At 70.4% G+C, this 14,804-nt stretch carries 16 protein-coding genes; 12 read left to right on the top strand and 4 right to left on the bottom strand.

From position 1 onward, the window contains the following. Positions 1-3: 3 nt before the first annotated feature. A complete protein-coding gene (locus LIP_RS19935) occupies positions 4-1,989 on the top strand; it encodes a S9 family peptidase (protein ID WP_068134269.1) in 1,986 nt (661 codons plus the stop codon). Positions 1,990-2,004: 15 nt separating this feature from the next. Here the strand turns inward: LIP_RS19935 and LIP_RS03250 are convergent, their stop codons facing one another. Then, on the bottom strand, positions 2,005-3,063 hold the full coding sequence (locus tag LIP_RS03250; RefSeq protein ID WP_068134272.1) for a Gfo/Idh/MocA family protein: 1,059 nt from the start codon (positions 3,061-3,063) through the stop codon (positions 2,005-2,007). Positions 3,064-3,249: 186 nt separating this feature from the next. Here LIP_RS03250 and LIP_RS03255 point away from each other — a divergent pair, with 186 nt between their 5' ends. Continuing rightward, positions 3,250-4,098, top strand: a complete 849-nt coding sequence (locus tag LIP_RS03255; RefSeq protein WP_068134274.1) for an aldo/keto reductase — start codon at positions 3,250-3,252, stop codon at positions 4,096-4,098. Between the two features lie 6 nt (positions 4,099-4,104). Here the strand turns inward: LIP_RS03255 and LIP_RS03260 are convergent, their stop codons facing one another. Together LIP_RS03260 and LIP_RS03265 are read right to left on the bottom strand one after the other, a co-directional pair. Further along, entirely contained in the window at positions 4,105-4,749 is a 645-nt protein-coding gene (locus tag LIP_RS03260; protein ID WP_068134280.1) for a class I SAM-dependent methyltransferase, read from the bottom strand. Positions 4,750-4,839: 90 nt separating this feature from the next. Continuing rightward, a complete protein-coding gene (locus tag LIP_RS03265; protein WP_068134285.1) occupies positions 4,840-5,043 on the bottom strand; it encodes a heavy-metal-associated domain-containing protein in 204 nt (67 codons plus the stop codon). Between the two features lie 203 nt (positions 5,044-5,246). On the opposite strand from LIP_RS03265, the gene LIP_RS03270 reads away from it, so the two are divergent. The 10 genes from LIP_RS03270 to LIP_RS03310 all read left to right on the top strand — a co-directional run bounded on the left by LIP_RS03270 (position 5,247) and on the right by LIP_RS03310 (position 14,347). Beyond that, complete coding sequence (locus LIP_RS03270) at positions 5,247-6,077, top strand: sulfite exporter TauE/SafE family protein (protein ID WP_068141442.1); 831 nt, start codon at positions 5,247-5,249, stop codon at positions 6,075-6,077. Continuing rightward, positions 6,074-6,562 carry a DUF1634 domain-containing protein gene (locus LIP_RS03275; protein WP_198409689.1) on the top strand — a complete coding sequence of 163 codons (489 nt, stop codon included), beginning with the start codon at positions 6,074-6,076 and terminating at the stop codon, positions 6,560-6,562. The genes LIP_RS03270 and LIP_RS03275 overlap by 4 nt, the downstream gene beginning before the upstream one ends. Continuing rightward, positions 6,559-7,386 carry a GntR family transcriptional regulator gene (locus LIP_RS03280; RefSeq protein WP_068134286.1) on the top strand — a complete coding sequence of 276 codons (828 nt, stop codon included), beginning with the start codon at positions 6,559-6,561 and terminating at the stop codon, positions 7,384-7,386. Before LIP_RS03275 ends, LIP_RS03280 begins: the two co-directional genes overlap by 4 nt. A 65-nt stretch (positions 7,387-7,451) precedes the next feature. Next, complete coding sequence (locus tag LIP_RS03285; RefSeq protein ID WP_068134289.1) at positions 7,452-8,750, top strand: MFS transporter; 1,299 nt, start codon at positions 7,452-7,454, stop codon at positions 8,748-8,750. A gap of 201 nt (positions 8,751-8,951) precedes the next feature. Further along, positions 8,952-10,850, top strand: coding sequence for a methyl-accepting chemotaxis protein (locus LIP_RS03290; protein WP_068134291.1), 1,899 nt, complete (start codon positions 8,952-8,954; stop codon positions 10,848-10,850). A 702-nt stretch (positions 10,851-11,552) separates the two neighbouring features. Then, entirely contained in the window at positions 11,553-12,206 is a 654-nt protein-coding gene (locus tag LIP_RS03295) for an accessory gene regulator ArgB-like protein (protein ID WP_068134295.1), read from the top strand. A 17-nt stretch (positions 12,207-12,223) separates the two neighbouring features. Then, positions 12,224-12,331, top strand: coding sequence for a cyclic lactone autoinducer peptide (locus tag LIP_RS20335; protein ID WP_407936396.1), 108 nt, complete (start codon positions 12,224-12,226; stop codon positions 12,329-12,331). Positions 12,332-12,399: 68 nt separating this feature from the next. Beyond that, positions 12,400-12,894 carry a hypothetical protein gene (locus LIP_RS03300; RefSeq protein WP_068134297.1) on the top strand — a complete coding sequence of 165 codons (495 nt, stop codon included), beginning with the start codon at positions 12,400-12,402 and terminating at the stop codon, positions 12,892-12,894. Continuing rightward, positions 12,891-13,838 (top strand): sensor histidine kinase, encoded by a 948-nt coding sequence (locus LIP_RS03305; RefSeq protein WP_068134300.1) that lies wholly within the window; start codon positions 12,891-12,893, stop codon positions 13,836-13,838. Before LIP_RS03300 ends, LIP_RS03305 begins: the two co-directional genes overlap by 4 nt. Before the next feature lie 38 nt (positions 13,839-13,876). After that, on the top strand, positions 13,877-14,347 hold the full coding sequence (locus LIP_RS03310; RefSeq protein ID WP_068134302.1) for a YbaK/EbsC family protein: 471 nt from the start codon (positions 13,877-13,879) through the stop codon (positions 14,345-14,347). A 48-nt stretch (positions 14,348-14,395) separates the two neighbouring features. Here the strand turns inward: LIP_RS03310 and LIP_RS03315 are convergent, their stop codons facing one another. Then, complete coding sequence (locus LIP_RS03315; RefSeq protein WP_068134304.1) at positions 14,396-14,632, bottom strand: DUF1657 domain-containing protein; 237 nt, start codon at positions 14,630-14,632, stop codon at positions 14,396-14,398. Between the last annotated feature and the right edge of the window lie 172 nt (positions 14,633-14,804).

Raw genomic sequence — 14,804 nt, forward strand, 5'->3', positions numbered from 1 at the left:
AGGATGCCCAACGACGCGGAAACACCGGCACCATCCGTCCTGCGGAGCACGCGACCCTACGGGATCTGGGAAAGTCCCATCCGGCCCTCGGTCCTGGCCCAGGGCTTGCGCTTCTCGGACGTGGCCTGGGACACGGTGAGCGACCGGCTGGTCTGGCTCGAGGAGCGCTCGGACCGGGGCGTGCTGGTCTGCTCCGACCTCCAGGGCGAAGCCCCCCGCGACCTGACCGCGGAGCGCTCGGTCCGGGCTCGGGTGGGGTACGGCGGCGGGGACTTCACCGTGGCCGGGGGCTCCACCTACTTCGTCTCGGAAGGGAGGCTCTTCCGCCAGGATCTCGCGCAGGGCGAAGCACGACCCATCACCCCCGGCTTCGGCGACCTGGCCTCTCCCACCGTCTCGCCCGACGGGCGCTGGGTCCTCTTCGTGAGCAGCCACGAGCGGGTGGACCGCCTGGCGGTGGTGGACGCCGAGGGGCGGCTGTGGCCTCAGAAGCTGGTGGAGGGCGACGACTTCTACATGCAGCCGTGCTGGCACCCCTCTGGCACCCGGATCGCCTGGATCGCCTGGAACCACCCCCAGATGCCGTGGGACGGCACTCGCTTGCACCTGGCGGACCTGGGCGTCGAGGGGTCGCTTCCCGCGGTGCGGCAGGACGAGGTCCTGGCCGGGGGAGAGGACGTCTCCATCTTCCAGCCGTGCTTCTCGCCGGACGGGCGGTTCCTGGCCTACGCATCCAGCGAGACCGGGTGGTATCAGATCTACCTCTACGACCTCGAGCGTCGCACCCGGGTCCAGCTCACCGACGGCCTGGTGGACCACGGCCGGCCTGCCTGGCGCCAGGGCATGCGCAGCTTCGGCTTCGGCCGAGATGGGCGGGTGGTCTACGCAGTGCGGAACGAGTCGGGCTTCCACCGGCTCTGGGCCTACGACGTGGAGCGGCGGGCGGGGCAGCCGGTGCAGGGCCTGGAGGGCTACACCGCGCTGGATCAGCCCACGTTGAGCCCCACCTCGGGTCGCCTGGCCCTCATCGCTTCCTCCTCGCAGACACCGGCACGGGTGGTGGTGCTGGAGGTGGGGCGGGGCGCGGTGGGCGCCGGATCGGGCGGGGCGCCGGCCACGTCGGGCGCCGCATCGTCCGCCGTCCCTGCGGCCGTGCGGATCGTGCGGAGGAGCCAGCCCGAGACCCTTCCGGCGCCGGAGCTGGCCCGCCCCAGGGCGCTCACCTGGCGCTCCGGCGACGGGGCCGAGGTGCATGGCCTCTACTACCCGCCCACCAGCACCCGCTACCAGAGCCCGGGCCTGCCGCCGGCCATCGTTCACGTGCACGGCGGGCCCACCTCCCAGGCGCTCGCCGGTTGGTCGCCCCGGGCCCAGTTCTTCGCGACGAGGGGCTTTGCGTTCCTGGAGGTCAACTACCGGGGCAGCACCGGCTACGGCAAGGCGTACATGGATGCCCTGAAGGGCCAGTGGGGCGTGCACGACGTGGACGACGCGGTGAGCGGCGGCCGCTACCTGGCCGAGCAGGGTCTGGCTGACGGGGACCGGCTGGTGATCATGGGCGGGAGTGCGGGCGGCTACACGGTGCTCCAGGCCCTGGCCACCCACCCGGGCTTCTTCAAGGCGGCCCTCTGCCTCTTCGGCGTCTCCAACCTCTTCACCCTGGCGGCCGAGACCCACAAGTTCGAGGAGCGCTACCTGGACTCGCTCCTGGGTCCCCTGCCGCAGGCGGCGGCCATCTACCGGGAGCGGTCCCCCATCTTCCATGCCGAGAAGATCCGGGATCCCATCGCCCTCTTCCAGGGCGAGGAGGACCGGGTGGTGCCCAAGAGCCAGGCCGAGACGATCGTGGCCTCCCTGCGGGCCCGACACGTGCCCCACGAGTACCACCTCTACCCCGGCGAGGGGCACGGCTGGCGGAGACAGGAGACCATCGAGGCCTTCTACAAGGCGGTGGAGGCGTTCCTGAGGCAGTACGTGGTCTTCGCCTGAGGATGCGTCGCGTCGTCACGCGGGCTGGTAGACCCGGGCCTCATCCAGGGTGACCACCCGTCGCTCCCGGGCCGAGCGGATCAGGGCGAAGACGGTGGCCACGTCGCCCACCTCCAGCTCGGGCGGCACGGAGATGGCCTCCTGCCCGGTGAGGGCCTTGTGCAGGTTGAGGAGCTCGTTGGTATACCCCTTGGCGGGCTCGTAGGGGATCTGCTCGGAGGTGCCGTCGTAGTGGGCCACGTTGATGGTGCCCGCCCAGCGCTCCTCCAGGAAGATCTCGCCGTGGGTCCCGAAGATCCGGAGGCCGATCAGGGGCCGCTGCGTCTCCTTGCCCGCGCCGAAGAAGGTGAAGTGGCCCGTGAGGCCGCTGGTGAAGAGGAGGTTCGCCTGCAGGACGGCGTAGGGTGAGAAGTCGTCGTCCTGAGGCACCCCGAAGGCCTGGACCTGGTGGATGGGCCCGAAGACGTGCCGGAGCCCCGCCAGGTCGTGGAGGGCCGTGTCGAGGATCTGGCCGCCGGGGAAGTCGGGGTGCTGCCGCCAGTCGCGCCCGGCGAAGTGATTGGCCCACATCCGCGCCGGGAAGTCGCTCACCCGGTTCTGGATGAAGTAGACGGCGGGTCCGACCCGCTCCTGGCGCACCAGGTCGCGGATGCGGTCCATCTCCTCGCTGTAGCGGTAGTTCTCGGCCACCAGGATGGGCACGTCGAAGCGCTGCGCCAGGGTGCGTGCCCCGTCGAGCTGGTCGGGGGTGGCGGCCAGCGGCTTCTCGGCCAGGATCGCCTTGCGGGTGCCGGCGATGACCGATGCCACGGCCTCGGTCACGGGGTAGTTGGCCTCGATGGGCACCATGATGTCCACCACGTCCACGTCCGGCCGGCGGGCCAGGGCGACGGCATCGTCCTCCACGGCCGAGGCGGCGAGGCCCAGGTTGCCTGCCCAGCGCTCCGCCTTGAAGCGGTCCGCGTCGCAGAGGGCTGTGATCTCGAAACGGTCCTGCAGCTTCCGGTAGGCGGGCAGGTGCAGCTTCTCGAAGGCCATGCCCGTTCCCACGATCCCCACACGCAGCTTCTGCATGGTATCTCCCCCTCGGTCCTGCCCCCTGGCGCGGCGGGCTCGCCCCCAGTATCTCCCCGGTTCGGGCGCGGCTTCGCCTGCGCCCGATGGGAACTCTTCCCCGTCCAGGGGGGCTCGCGCCAGGCAGGGAAGGGCAGGCCCGGTGGCCAACCTCCGACGCCGGGACACGAGTGCGGAGGTGAGGGCATGGAGACGAAGAGCCTGGGCGCGGGGGCCCGGGTGGCCCGGATCGGCATCGGGACGTGGGGCATGGGCGAGGATCCGGCGCGGGCGGCGGACGAGGTGCGGGCCATCCAGGCGGCCGTCGACCTGGGCCTTACCCTGATTGACACCGCGGAGATGTACGGGGAAGGGGGCGCCGAGGAGGTGGTGGGCCGCGCCATCGCTTCCGTCCGTGAGCGGGTCTTCCTGGTCACCAAGGTCTACCCGTGGAACGCCTCCTACCGGGGGATCCTGCAGGCTGCCGAGCGGAGCCTGCGCCGCCTCGAGACCGACGTGATCGACCTCTACCTTCTCCACTGGGCGGGCGAGCATCCCATCGAGGAGACCATGCGCGGGATGGAGGAGCTGGTGGACCGGGGTTGGGTGCGCTTCGCCGGGGTGAGCAACCTGGCGGTCCCCGAGATGGAGGCGGCCCGGGAAGCGCTCACCCGGGTGCCGCTGGCCTGCAACCAGCTCCTCTACCACCTGGAGGATCGCAGCATCGAGCGGCGCGAGCTGCCTTACTGCCTGATGGAGGGGGTGGGGGTGATGGCCTACTCGCCCTTCGGCCACGGGCACTTCCCCGAGCCCGGTTCGGCGAAACACGACCTCCTGGCCTCCATCGGTGCCCGGTACGGCAAGACGCCCCGGCAGGTGGCGCTCAACTGGCTCACCCGCCGGCCTCACGTGGTGGCCATCCCCAAGGCGGTGAGCCCGGCCCACCTGGAAGAGAACGCCGGCGCGGCCGGCTGGGACCTGACCGCTGAGGACGCCGCGGCCATCGACCGGGCCTTCCCCCTGCCCGAGGACGACGGGACCCTGCACATGCTGTGAGGCCGGTCAGGGCCGGTCGTAGGGCCGCCGTCCCGAGACCACCACGAAAGAGCCCTGGCCGTGGCCGTCCAGGGTGGGCTCGGGTCCGGTCAGCTCATCCAGCTCGCTGAAGAGGGTCTGGCGGAACTCGACGGACTCGAGGCCGGCGGCCCGCAGCAGCTCCTCCACCTCCCGGGCGGAGAAGAAGGTGGCCACGGAGTAGAAGGGATGCCCGGCCTTGTGGGCCTCGTAGCGCCGGCCGAGGGGGCTTTCCCGGTCCACGAAGCCGACCAGCAGGCGGCCGCCGGGCCGGAGCACCCGGTACGCTTCGGCCACAGCCCGGGCAGGGTCGTCCACGAAACAGATGGTGGTGACCATCAGGACGAAGTCGACGGACCGGTCGGCGAAGGGCAGGTGCTCGGCGACCCCGGCCACCGCGTCGATTCCCCGACGCCGCGCCAGGCCCCGCATGCGGGCCGAGGGTTCCACGCCCCGGCGGATGCCCAGCGGCCCAGCGAACCGGCCGCTGCCCACGCCCACCTCCACACCTTCCCCCGGGGGCAAGAGCGACCGGACCGCCTCCAACTCCGAGGCGTACGCGTACAGGTGCCTGTGGAACCAGGCCTCGTAGGCGCGTGCGTGTCGCTCGAAGGGCTCGATCCTGGGTGCCAGCCCCCTCGCCCCCTCTAGCCAGGAGTTCGGGAGGCTCGCCCGGTTACCTCCCCTGACTTCCGCCCGAGACCGGCCGCTGGATCGGGCCGCCTAGGCGACCCGGTACCCCTCTTCTGCGACGGCCTCCCGGATCTGCTCGTCGGTGACCTGCGCGGGGTCCAGGGAGACCACGGCCTTGCCCTCGGAGAGGCTGACCAGGGCCCGCTTCACGCCGGGCAAGGACTCAATGGCCTTCGTCACCGCACGTACGCAGTGATCGCACGTCATGCCCTCGATGCGATAGGTCTTCTCCATGAGTCGATCCTTCCTTTCGCGGGAACTCTCTGCCGTGCCTGCCACGCCGGGCACGGGTACCTCCCCGGGGTGTCCATGCAGACATCCGCAGTTTACGAGGGGCAGCGCCGAACGTCAAGGCGTCTTGCACCTTTGCGTGCGAAGTGGTAAGGTGGTACTGACCACTTCTCCTCGAAGAAGGGATCCACGTCTTGAGCCTTACCATGAGCAGCTTCGCCATCATCCTCGCCATCTCCGTGTCGGCCGGCTTCCTCGGCTCCCTGCTGGGCCTGGGCGGCGGAATCATCGTCATACCCGCCCTCACCGCGGGGATGGGCTTTCCCCTTCGGGCGGTGATCGGGGCCAGCCTGGTGTCGGTCATCGCCACCTCCAGCGGGGCCGGGGCCGCGTACGTGCGCGACCGGCTCACCAACATGCGGGTGGCCATGTTCCTGGAACTGGGCACCACCACGGGGGCGTTCGCCGGGGCCTTCCTCGCCGTCCTGCTCGATCCCAAGTACCTATACTTCCTCTTCGCGGCAGTGCTCCTCTACTCCGCGGCCGGCATGTTCCAGCGCCGAAACCTGGAGGGCGCAGGACGGGTGCCCCCCAGCCGGCTGGCGGAGCGGCTCCACATGGAGGGGAGCTACCACGACGAGCTCCTGGGCCGGGAGGTGTCGTACCGGCCGGGCCGGGTGATCCCGGGCCTGGGGGTGATGGTGGGCGCCGGGGCGCTCTCGGGCATCCTGGGCATCGGCTCCGGGCTCTTCAAGGTCCTGGGTCTCGACATGGTGATGGGCCTCCCCATCAAGGTTTCCACCGCCACCAGCAACTTCATGATCGGGGTGACGGCGGCCGCGTCTGCGAGCGTCTACTTTGCCCGGGGCGACATCCGGCCGGACCTGGCTGCGCCCGTGGCCCTGGGAGTGCTTGCCGGCGCCTGGGTGGGCAGCAAGCTCCTGCCCCACCTGCCGGGGAAGGCGATCCGGTATCTCTTCATCCCGCTCCTCATCTACATGGCCGTGGAGATGCTCCGTCAGGGGGTGATGTCGTGAACGAGGCTCGAAGCCACGTGAACCCGCTGCGGCCCAGGGAGCTCGACCCGGTGCTGGAAGGCGGGGGGGTGCCCGCGGGATCCGAAGGGCAGCCCGAGCCGGCGAACCGCGGCGGGGCCGAGGCCGGCACCGACGACCTGGCCGCCATGGAGACATGGATCAGCCGGTTGCTGCAACTGGGCGTCCTGGCCAGCGCCGCGGTCATTGCCCTGGGGGTGATCCTCTGGGCGGCCACGGGGGAGACCGGCTATGCGCCCGGCACCTACCCGCTGGGTTTCGGTTCCATCCTGGCCGGCGTGCTCGCGGGGCGGCCGCTGGCCGTGATCCAGGTGGGGCTCGTCCTCCTGGTGCTCACGCCCATCTTTCGCGTGGGGGCGGCCGTCCTCCTCTTCCACCGCCAGGGAGATCGGGCCTACACCCTCATCACCTTGGCCGTCTTCCTGATGCTGGCGGCCACGTTTCTGGCGGGAGGGGGCGGGGGATGACGTCCCCGGGCGGCCGGGGGCGCTCCGCCGCCACCCCTGGGTCGCGGCGGGGAGAGGCGCGGCTGCCCGAGGGAACGCTCCTGGCCCGGGGCGGCGCCGTTCCGCTCCACCACCAGCTCCGGCTGGCCCTCCAGCGCCTGATCGAGGAGGGCGTCTGGAAGCCGAACGAGCGGCTGCCCGGCGAGCGGGCGCTCACCCAACGGTTCGGCCTCAGCCGGGCCACGGTGCGTCAGGCCCTGCAAGAGATGACCGCCGCGGGACTCCTTGTGAAACGCCACGGCAGCGGCACCTACGTGGCCCCACGGCGGCTGGAGGAGACCCTGGCGGTCCTGAAGGGCTTCGCCGAGGAGCTGGTGGACCAGGGGCTCGCCCCGCGGGTGCGGGTGGTGCGGGCGGGCCCCGTGGGGGCGGCCCCGGAGGTGGCGAAAGCACTGGGCGTTCCCGCCGGCGCCTCCGTGGTGGAGGTCAGCCGGATCGTGCAGGTGGAAGGGGTCGCTCTGCTGGCCGACGACAGCTTCCTGCCCCAGGCGGTGGGGGAGCTGGTGTTGATGGCCGGTCCGGGCCGCTCCATCTACGCGACCCTGGACCTCCTGGGCCACCCGCCGGCCGAGGGCGAGCAGACCATCGCCTCGGCCCCGGCCGACGAGCGCGACGCCCGCCGCCTGGGGTTGCGGCCGGGCGAGCCGGTGCTGGTGGCCCGGCGCGTCACCCGGCTGGCTGACGGCACCCCGGTGGAGTACCGGCGCGCCGTTTACCGCGCGGAGCGCTACCAGTACAGGGTGCGGCTGCACCGGGCAGCGGCCCCGGAGCAGGGATCGGCCTGACCGGCGGCGAAAGACGCTCGAGCCAACGCCGGAATCATGCCGGCACGAATCGAGGTCTTTCGGGATTGCGCCGCCAGCACCAGCCGAATGGTTCCGCGTCCGGGAGCGCCACGGGCCGGGATGAGCCCGCCCGCCGCGGCGCCTCGCTCCTGCAGGCCGCCTCGGCCCTGAAGCACCGGGATTTCCGCCTCTTCATGACCGGCCAGCTGGTCTCCCTCACCGGGACCTGGATGCAGGCGGTGGCGCAGGCATGGCTCGTGCTGCAGCTCACGGGCTCTCCCTTCAAGCTGGGGGCGGTCACCGCCGTGCAGACGCTGCCCGTGCTGGTGCTCTCCCTCTTCGCGGGGGTGGTGGCGGACCGGCTCCCCCGCCGTTCGGTGCTCCTGGCCACCCAGACCAGCATGATGCTCTTCGCGCTGGCCCTCTCGGCTCTGACCTGGACCGGCGTGGTTCAGTACTGGCACGTGGTGGCGCTGGCCCTGGGGCTGGGGCTCGCCAACACCTTCGACATGCCCGCCCGCCAGGCGTTCATGGTGGAGCTGGTGGCGCCCGAGGACATGGTGAACGCCATCGCCATCAACTCGTCGGTCTTCAACGTGACCCGCCTGGTGGGACCGGCGGTCGCGGGGCTGATCACGGGCCTGTGGGGACCCGCACCCGCCTTCCTGCTCAACGGGCTCACCTTCCTGGCCGTCATCGCCAGCCTGATCCTGATCCCGCCGCGGCCCCGGCAGCATGCGGTGGGGGTCCAGCGGGGGCTCCTCTCCCACGTGCGCGAGGGACTGCAGTACGTCCGGCGCACCCCCCGGGTGGCCCGGGCCATCCTCCTCCTGGGCGCCCTCTCCACCTTCACCATGAACGTCAACGTCCTGGTGCCGGTCTTCGCCCGGGACGCGCTGGCCCAGGGCGCCACCGGGTACGGCCTCCTCATGTCGGCCATGGGGGTCGGGGCGCTGGTGGGCGCCCTCTACCTGGCGGCCCGCAGCCACGAGGGGGACCCGACGGGGCTCCGGATCGCGGCGGCCTTCGTCCTCTCGGGCGCCCTGGTGCTCTTGGGGCTCACCCGGCAGTACGCCCCGGCCCTGGCGGTGATGATGGCCGTGGGCTGGGGGATGGTCAGCTTCAACGCCAGCACCAACAGCACCCTGCAGATGAACACCCCCGACACCTACCGGGGGCGGGTGATGAGCCTCTACAGCCTCATGCTGGTGGGCGTGGCTCCCATCGGCAGCCTCCTCACCGGGGCCGCGCTGGACGCCTGGGGTCCGGCGGCCACCGCGCTCCTGGCCGGCGGGGCGGGGTTCCTCTTCGCCGTGATCCTCCAGCCCTGGCGCGACCTGCGCCGCTCTCCTGAAGCGGCCTGAGGTCTCCGTGGACGGGCGGACGCAAGCCGTCTGAAGCGCACGCCCGGGCCACGCTCCCCTTGCACCTGCGGCTTCACCCTCATCCTTTCGGTCCCGGCGGTCGATACCGCGCGGGGGGAGCTTCTCGGTGCGCGCGGTGCGCCGCCGGCGGGGCCTTCCGACCACGGTACCCGGCACCGCCCGGGTGAGGAGGGAAACGAGGTGCACTGGTTCCGACGACCCAGGGAGCGGGCCCCTCGCGTCGCCGCGCCGGCGGGGCGGAGGAGGCGCCGTGGCGTCTGGCGGCGGACAGGGTGGCTGAACCCCTGGCGCCTGGTGGAGAACCGCTCCACCCTCTTCAAGATCGTCCTCCTCGTGGTGCTGGTCTCCGCCGCCACCGCCTACGTGGGGTGGACGGGCTACACCGGGCTGCAGGCCACCAGCACCACGGTGACCGGGCTCATCGACAGGCGGATTCCGCTCCTGGAGAGCCTGGGTGCGGCGCAGAGCAGCGTGTGGGAGGCGGCGGCCGCCGCGTACCGGACCGTGCTGGGAAGTGCGGACGAGGCCCGGGGCATGACCGAGACGGCCCAGTTCCGGGGCCGCGTCGCCACCGCGGCGGCACGCCTCGGCCAGCTTCGCCCTCAGATGGCCCCGGAGGATCAGGCGATCCTCCAGGAGGTTCTGGATCACCTGCAGCAGTGGGCGGATGGCACGGAGGAGCTGGGGCGGCAGGTCTCCGCGGGGGAGCTGGAGGCGGCCGCGGCGCTCTCCCGGGTGGACGGGCTCCAGCGGGAGCACCTGGACCATGCCAACCGCATGCTCTCCCAGCTTTCCATCGTGATCAAGACCGACATGCACATCGCCAGGCAGGAGACCCTGGACCTCTTCCAGCGCGCCAGCGCCTCCATGGTGATCACCATGGGTGCCGCCACCCTGCTGAGCCTGGTGCTGGGCGTGCTGCTGGCCCTCTCCCTCAGCCGGCCGCTGCGCCGGTTGTCGGAGTTCGTGGGGAGCGTGGCCCAGGGAGACTTCTCGGGAAGGGCCGAGGGCCTCGAGCAGCGGGACGAGGTGGGGCGGCTGGCCGCGGGGCTGAACACCGCCGTCCGCCAGGTGCGGGCCATGCTCCACCAGGTCCGCCAGGCGGCCAGGGCGGTGAACGCCTCGGGGAACGCGCTCACCCAAGCCTCCGCCAGCGTGACCGACGGCATCCGGCAGGTGAGCCGCACCGTTCAGGAGCTGGCCCGAGGGGCGGACGAGCAGTCCCGGAAGCTGGCAGGCGCCCAGGAGGTCCTGCAGGGCCAGGTGGGCCGCCTGCAAGGGGCGGCGCAGGCCGCGGAAGCCATCGCCCGTGAAGCTGCGGCCCTCTCACGGGAGGCCGAGGCGGGTGAAAGCTCCGTAGGCCAGGTGCACCAGGGCCTGGCGCGCATCCGCGAGGCGGTGGGCCGCTCGGGCGAGGCAAACCAGCGGCTCACCCAGGGGACCCTCCGCATCAGCGAGGCGGTGGACCTGATCCACACCATCGCCGACCAGACCAACCTGCTGGCCCTGAACGCCTCCATCGAGGCCGCTCGGGCCGGCGAGCACGGCCGGGGGTTCGCGGTGGTGGCCGCCGAGATCCGCAAGCTGGCCGAGCAGGCGGCGGGGGCCGCAGAAGAGATCCGGCGCCTGATGGACCAGGTCCGAACCGAAGCCTCGGGCGTGGAGGCGAGCGTGGGGAGCCTCACTCAGGAGGTGGACGAGGGCGTTCCCGTGATCCGCTTGTCGGCCGAGAGCTTCCGGCAGATCGCCGCGGCGGTGAAGGGCCTCAGCGGGCGGGTCGTGGAGCTGGCGCGCACCCTCGACCGGGTGGTGGAAGGGAACCGCCCCGTGGAGGCCGCGGTGGAGGAGGTCGTCTCCATCTCGCAGGAGACGGCGGCCGGCGCCCAGGAGGTGGCGGCGAGCACCCAGGAGCAGGACGCCTCCATGCAGGAGATCGCCGCTGCCGTGCGTCAACTGGCCGGGCTGGCCGGTGAGCTGGAGGAGGGGTTGGCCCGCTTCCGGCTGGCCGCCGAGTCGGAACCCGGGGCCGGGGGCGGCGGGAGCGACGCTCCCGCTGAATCGACGGCCTTTCCGGCCTGACCGCGGGCCCTCCCCAGCCTGACCGTGGGCGTCCCTCTCCCGGGGGCAGCTCTCGTGGTTTTCCATCACCATGACGGCCGGCCGGACCAGCCTGGACGCCAGAGCGAGGCCCCCCGGCCGCCCGGTGGCCTCCACCACCACGTCGCAACGGGCGGAGAGCGCCCCGACCACCGTCACCCGGTCCGTGGGGCGCACGTGCACTTGGTCCACAACCTCCAGGGCTGCGGCCAGGGGCTCGCTGAAGACCGCCTGGCGGTCCGGAACGCCCTCGGGCACCGGGTGGAGGTTGGCTTCGGGGAGCACGCAGTACTCGGCGAAGGCGCCGTCCCAGTCCCTGATCCCCAGGACCCTCACGTTGCGGCAGTGCCTTCAACGCCTCACCCGGGCCCGGCTCCGGGATCGGACGCTCCACGAGCCGGACCTGGCCCGCCTGGACCGCCAGTGCCTGCATGACCCCAGCTCCCTGCCAGCGCGATGGTTAAACCGGAGAGACGCCTTCACGGGTGCCAGGGCAACTCCTTCCCCGCCGGCGCCCTTACGACCCTTTCCGGCGACGGGGCCGTCGGACCGGCAGGGTTTCGTTGAGATACAGAATTCCTGTCAAATTGGGACGACCCCCTCAAGCCCGTGGCAAGGCTGTCGATAACCAATCGTAGCACGGAGAAGTTCCCGGGCACGGGCGTGCCCGTGGGAGGAGTGTCCGTGGAGCGCTTGGCTGACCGCATGGGCCGGTGGCTCGCCTCCGAGTTCGACTGGACGCCCGAGCAGCAAGAGGTCGCAACCTTCTCTCTGGTCCTCGTCGTCTCCACGTCGTTCACTCTGCTTCTTATCCTTCTCTTGTCCTGGGCTGCAGGTGTCCTGGCGGAAGCGCTCATCATGGCCGGAACGTCGGCTCTGCTGAGGATGTTCGGCGGAGGAGCGCATCTCTCGGGTGGATGGCGATGCGGCTGGGCTAGCGCACTCGCGGTGACAGGTATGGCCCTTGTCGCGCATGGCGTCGGACCTGTCGTGGGATCGACCTTGGGGATGGCGACGCCTTGGGTGCTCCCAGTGACCGGGCTGGCCGTCGCGGTCGTCATGGCCCGACTGGCACCCGTTCCAGCGCCCGAGAAACCCATACGATCTGAACGGCGCCGCCGAAGCCTGCGCGCGCTGGCCATAGCAGTGAGCGTGACGTGGGGCGGGGCGTGGGCCGTGATCCTGAGCCTCCGGGAAGTTCAGCCTGCCCTCTGGCTCGCCTCGGCCTTCGGACTGTTCCAGGAGACGCTCTCGGTAACCCCTTCGGGAGGACGCGCCGCTCGTTGGCTTGACCGGACGATAGCACAGGTTTTCATGAAAGGAGGTGAGACGGCGTGAAGAGAATGCTTGGACCGATGATCCTGGCCCTTCTTGGGTTCTTGGCCGCCACGAACGTAACATACGCGTGCGCCTGGTTCTGGTACCAGCCAAAGCCGCCGAAGGCTTTGATGGCGACTAAGTAGGGAGCGAAGGCTGACATGGCGGTCAGCGGCGGCGCGTCATCATCGAAGGGCCTTCGGGAGTGCTCCGAATGGCCCGCTGGGTTCTGATCTACCTGCTCGGCTTTCTGCCACAGACGTTTCTCCTTCTCTACGCTGCGCTCGGGCTCGTGGGCGCACGCGCTGGCTCACGGCGCCTCGCAGTCCCGGCTGCGACACTGGGGCTGGTTGCGCTCATGCTGCGCCCCACCTTGTCCCAAGGTTGGTATATTCCGGTTTCCATGGCGATCCTCGTGGCAAGTCTCATGCTTTTCAGACTGGCGTCTACCTTGGAGGCCGTCGCGGCGGCAGCCATCGGTTTCATCCTCATAGCTGCAGGTGACCTCTTTGTCATGGCTCCCACCTTCTACCTCCTTGGTTTCAGCTACGATCAAGTAGTGGAATCCCCTCGGCTGTACGTCGTCTTTGGCTCCCTGGAGGGAACGTTCCTCGCAGTTGCTGCCCTTCTGGTGCGGGTGAAGGCGGTTACTGTCGTATCGATCTCGCGTTGGGAGAAGGTTCTAGCTCAAAGGAGGGCAGGCAAGTGAGGAGGTCCTCACAAGAGGCTGCCGTTTCGCTTTCGGTATGGATTGTGATTATCATCCTTGCATTGGTTGCCGTGCTGACCTCGGGTCTCGCTGCCCTGCTTCCGCTCCTCATCAAACGTGAGGCGAGTGCGGGCGTGGACTTCGTCAGCGCCGTGTTCCCGACCATGGTCGCGGTCTTGGTGGCGTTTCTGGCGCTGTGGGCAAGCCGCCTGCTCATGGAGGAGGCGAAACGAGAGGCTGCAAGGGACTTGGAGCTCGCCCAGATGCGCTCCGACCTCGCCCTGGCCCAGAAAGCCCGCGAGCAGCGCCACGACCTCCTGAACCACCTCACCGTGGTCTCCGCCCTCATCCAGACGGGCTCGGCGGACCAGGCGCTCGCCTATCTCAGGAGGGCCACGTACGAGCAGCCGGAGGAGGCCGCCTCCGGCGCACCCGCCGCCCAGATCGACCCCGGATTCATCCTCGGACTCATGGGGCAGAAGCTTGCTCAGGCGGCACGGGCGGGTGTTGCGCTCGAGATCCACGTCCAGAACGAATCGGACCACCTCTGCATTCCGGACGTGGTCGCAGCGCGCATCCTGGGCAACCTCACCGACAATGCGATCGATGCGGCGGGGGAGGCAGGGGAAGGAACGGGGAAGGTCACGGTGGAAATGGTGCTGTCAGCCGGGCGTTGCCGGTTTCGCGTGCGGAACAACGGCTCGGTCATCACTCAGCAGCAGCTCAGCCGGATCTTCGCGGCGGGGGAGAGCACCAAGGGCGGGCAGCACCAGGGGCTGGGACTGCACATCGTCCAGCAGCTCGTCCGGGAATACGAGGGTTCCCTGTGCGTCCAAAGCGACGCGTCGACGGGTACGGAGTTCGACGTGCGGTTCGAGCCGGGCACCCGCCTTGCGAAGAACGGTTCGGCTCACGGGGGGCTGCACCGCCCGTTCCACTGGTAGGTCGCCTTGGGCGGACCCCCGGGGAGGTCGTCAGTGCGATGAAGGAGGCCGCCCAGAGGGTCCAGCGAGCACTGCGGGCCGCTGGCATCGAAGCGGAGATCACCGAGTTCCCCCAGGGCACCCGTACGGCGGCCGAGGCCGCGGCGGCGATCGGCACCGACGTGGCCCGGATCGTCAAGTCCCTGGTCTTCATGGCGGGGGACGTGCCTGTACTGGTGCTCACGTCGGGCGCCAACCGCGTGGACGAGGGGAAGCTGGCCCGCCTCACGGGTCAGGCGGTCCGCCGGGCCACCGCCGGCGAGGTCAGGGAGGCCACAGGGTTCGCCATCGGGGGCACCCCGCCTGTGGGCCACGCTCAACCCATCCCCGTGCTGGCGGATCAGGACCTCCTCCAGCACGAGATCGTCTGGGCCGCTGCGGGAACCCCGCAAACCGTCTTCCCCATCGCTCCGAAACGCCTGGTCGAGATCACGGGTGGCCGAGTGACCGACGTCAAGGAGGACCGCTGAGCGCGAAGGGCGCACCGGGGATGGGGTCGGCCGCCCCTGCCGCTCCCTTCACGGCTTCGGCTGCTGCATGGCCTGCTGGTAAACCTTGTACTGCGGCTCCTCCGCCTCCGTCTGGTTCACGCGGGAGCGCAGGGGCTGGATGATCTCACGGTCCATGACGTCGGCCAGGTGGCTGTAGAGGGCTTTGGCTTGAGGGTTCTCGGTGTCGAGGGCGAAGCTCTTGAACTGGGCCAGTGCTCCCTCGCACTGCACGAGTGTCTGGTGGAGCTTGGTACCAACGGTCATGGGTGTGCCTCCTCGGTGAAGGGTAAGGGACATGTAGCCCTCCAGAGTGTCTCCGGGTGGAGGGGCATGCTCTCTAAGAAGGATTGCCGGGATTGACAGGTGCTGACGCCGCCGCAGCACGGATCGCCGGTAGGGCCCGGGGGGCCCGAGGCCTGCGGGCCCGACGTTGTCC

It is taken from the genome of Limnochorda pilosa, from assembly GCF_001544015.1.
GTDB lineage: Bacteria > Bacillota > Limnochordia > Limnochordales > Limnochordaceae > Limnochorda > Limnochorda pilosa.

Bases quoted from the DNA above. Each gene is read 5' to 3' on its own strand.
- LIP_RS03315 (WP_068134304.1), bottom strand. From the start codon at position 14,632: ATGACCGTTGGTACCAAGCTCCACCAGACACTCGTGCAGTGCGAGGGA.
- LIP_RS03280 (WP_068134286.1), top strand. From the start codon at position 6,559: ATGACGTCCCCGGGCGGCCGGGGGCGCTCCGCCGCCACCCCTGGGTCG.
- LIP_RS03265 (WP_068134285.1), bottom strand. From the start codon at position 5,043: ATGGAGAAGACCTATCGCATCGAGGGCATGACGTGCGATCACTGCGTA.
- LIP_RS03310 (WP_068134302.1), top strand. From the start codon at position 13,877: ATGAAGGAGGCCGCCCAGAGGGTCCAGCGAGCACTGCGGGCCGCTGGC.
- LIP_RS19935 (WP_068134269.1), top strand. From the start codon at position 4: ATGCCCAACGACGCGGAAACACCGGCACCATCCGTCCTGCGGAGCACG.
- LIP_RS03255 (WP_068134274.1), top strand. From the start codon at position 3,250: ATGGAGACGAAGAGCCTGGGCGCGGGGGCCCGGGTGGCCCGGATCGGC.
- LIP_RS03300 (WP_068134297.1), top strand. From the start codon at position 12,400: ATGGCCCGCTGGGTTCTGATCTACCTGCTCGGCTTTCTGCCACAGACG.
- LIP_RS20335 (WP_407936396.1), top strand. From the start codon at position 12,224: ATGATCCTGGCCCTTCTTGGGTTCTTGGCCGCCACGAACGTAACATAC.
- LIP_RS03270 (WP_068141442.1), top strand. From the start codon at position 5,247: ATGAGCAGCTTCGCCATCATCCTCGCCATCTCCGTGTCGGCCGGCTTC.
- LIP_RS03250 (WP_068134272.1), bottom strand. From the start codon at position 3,063: ATGCAGAAGCTGCGTGTGGGGATCGTGGGAACGGGCATGGCCTTCGAG.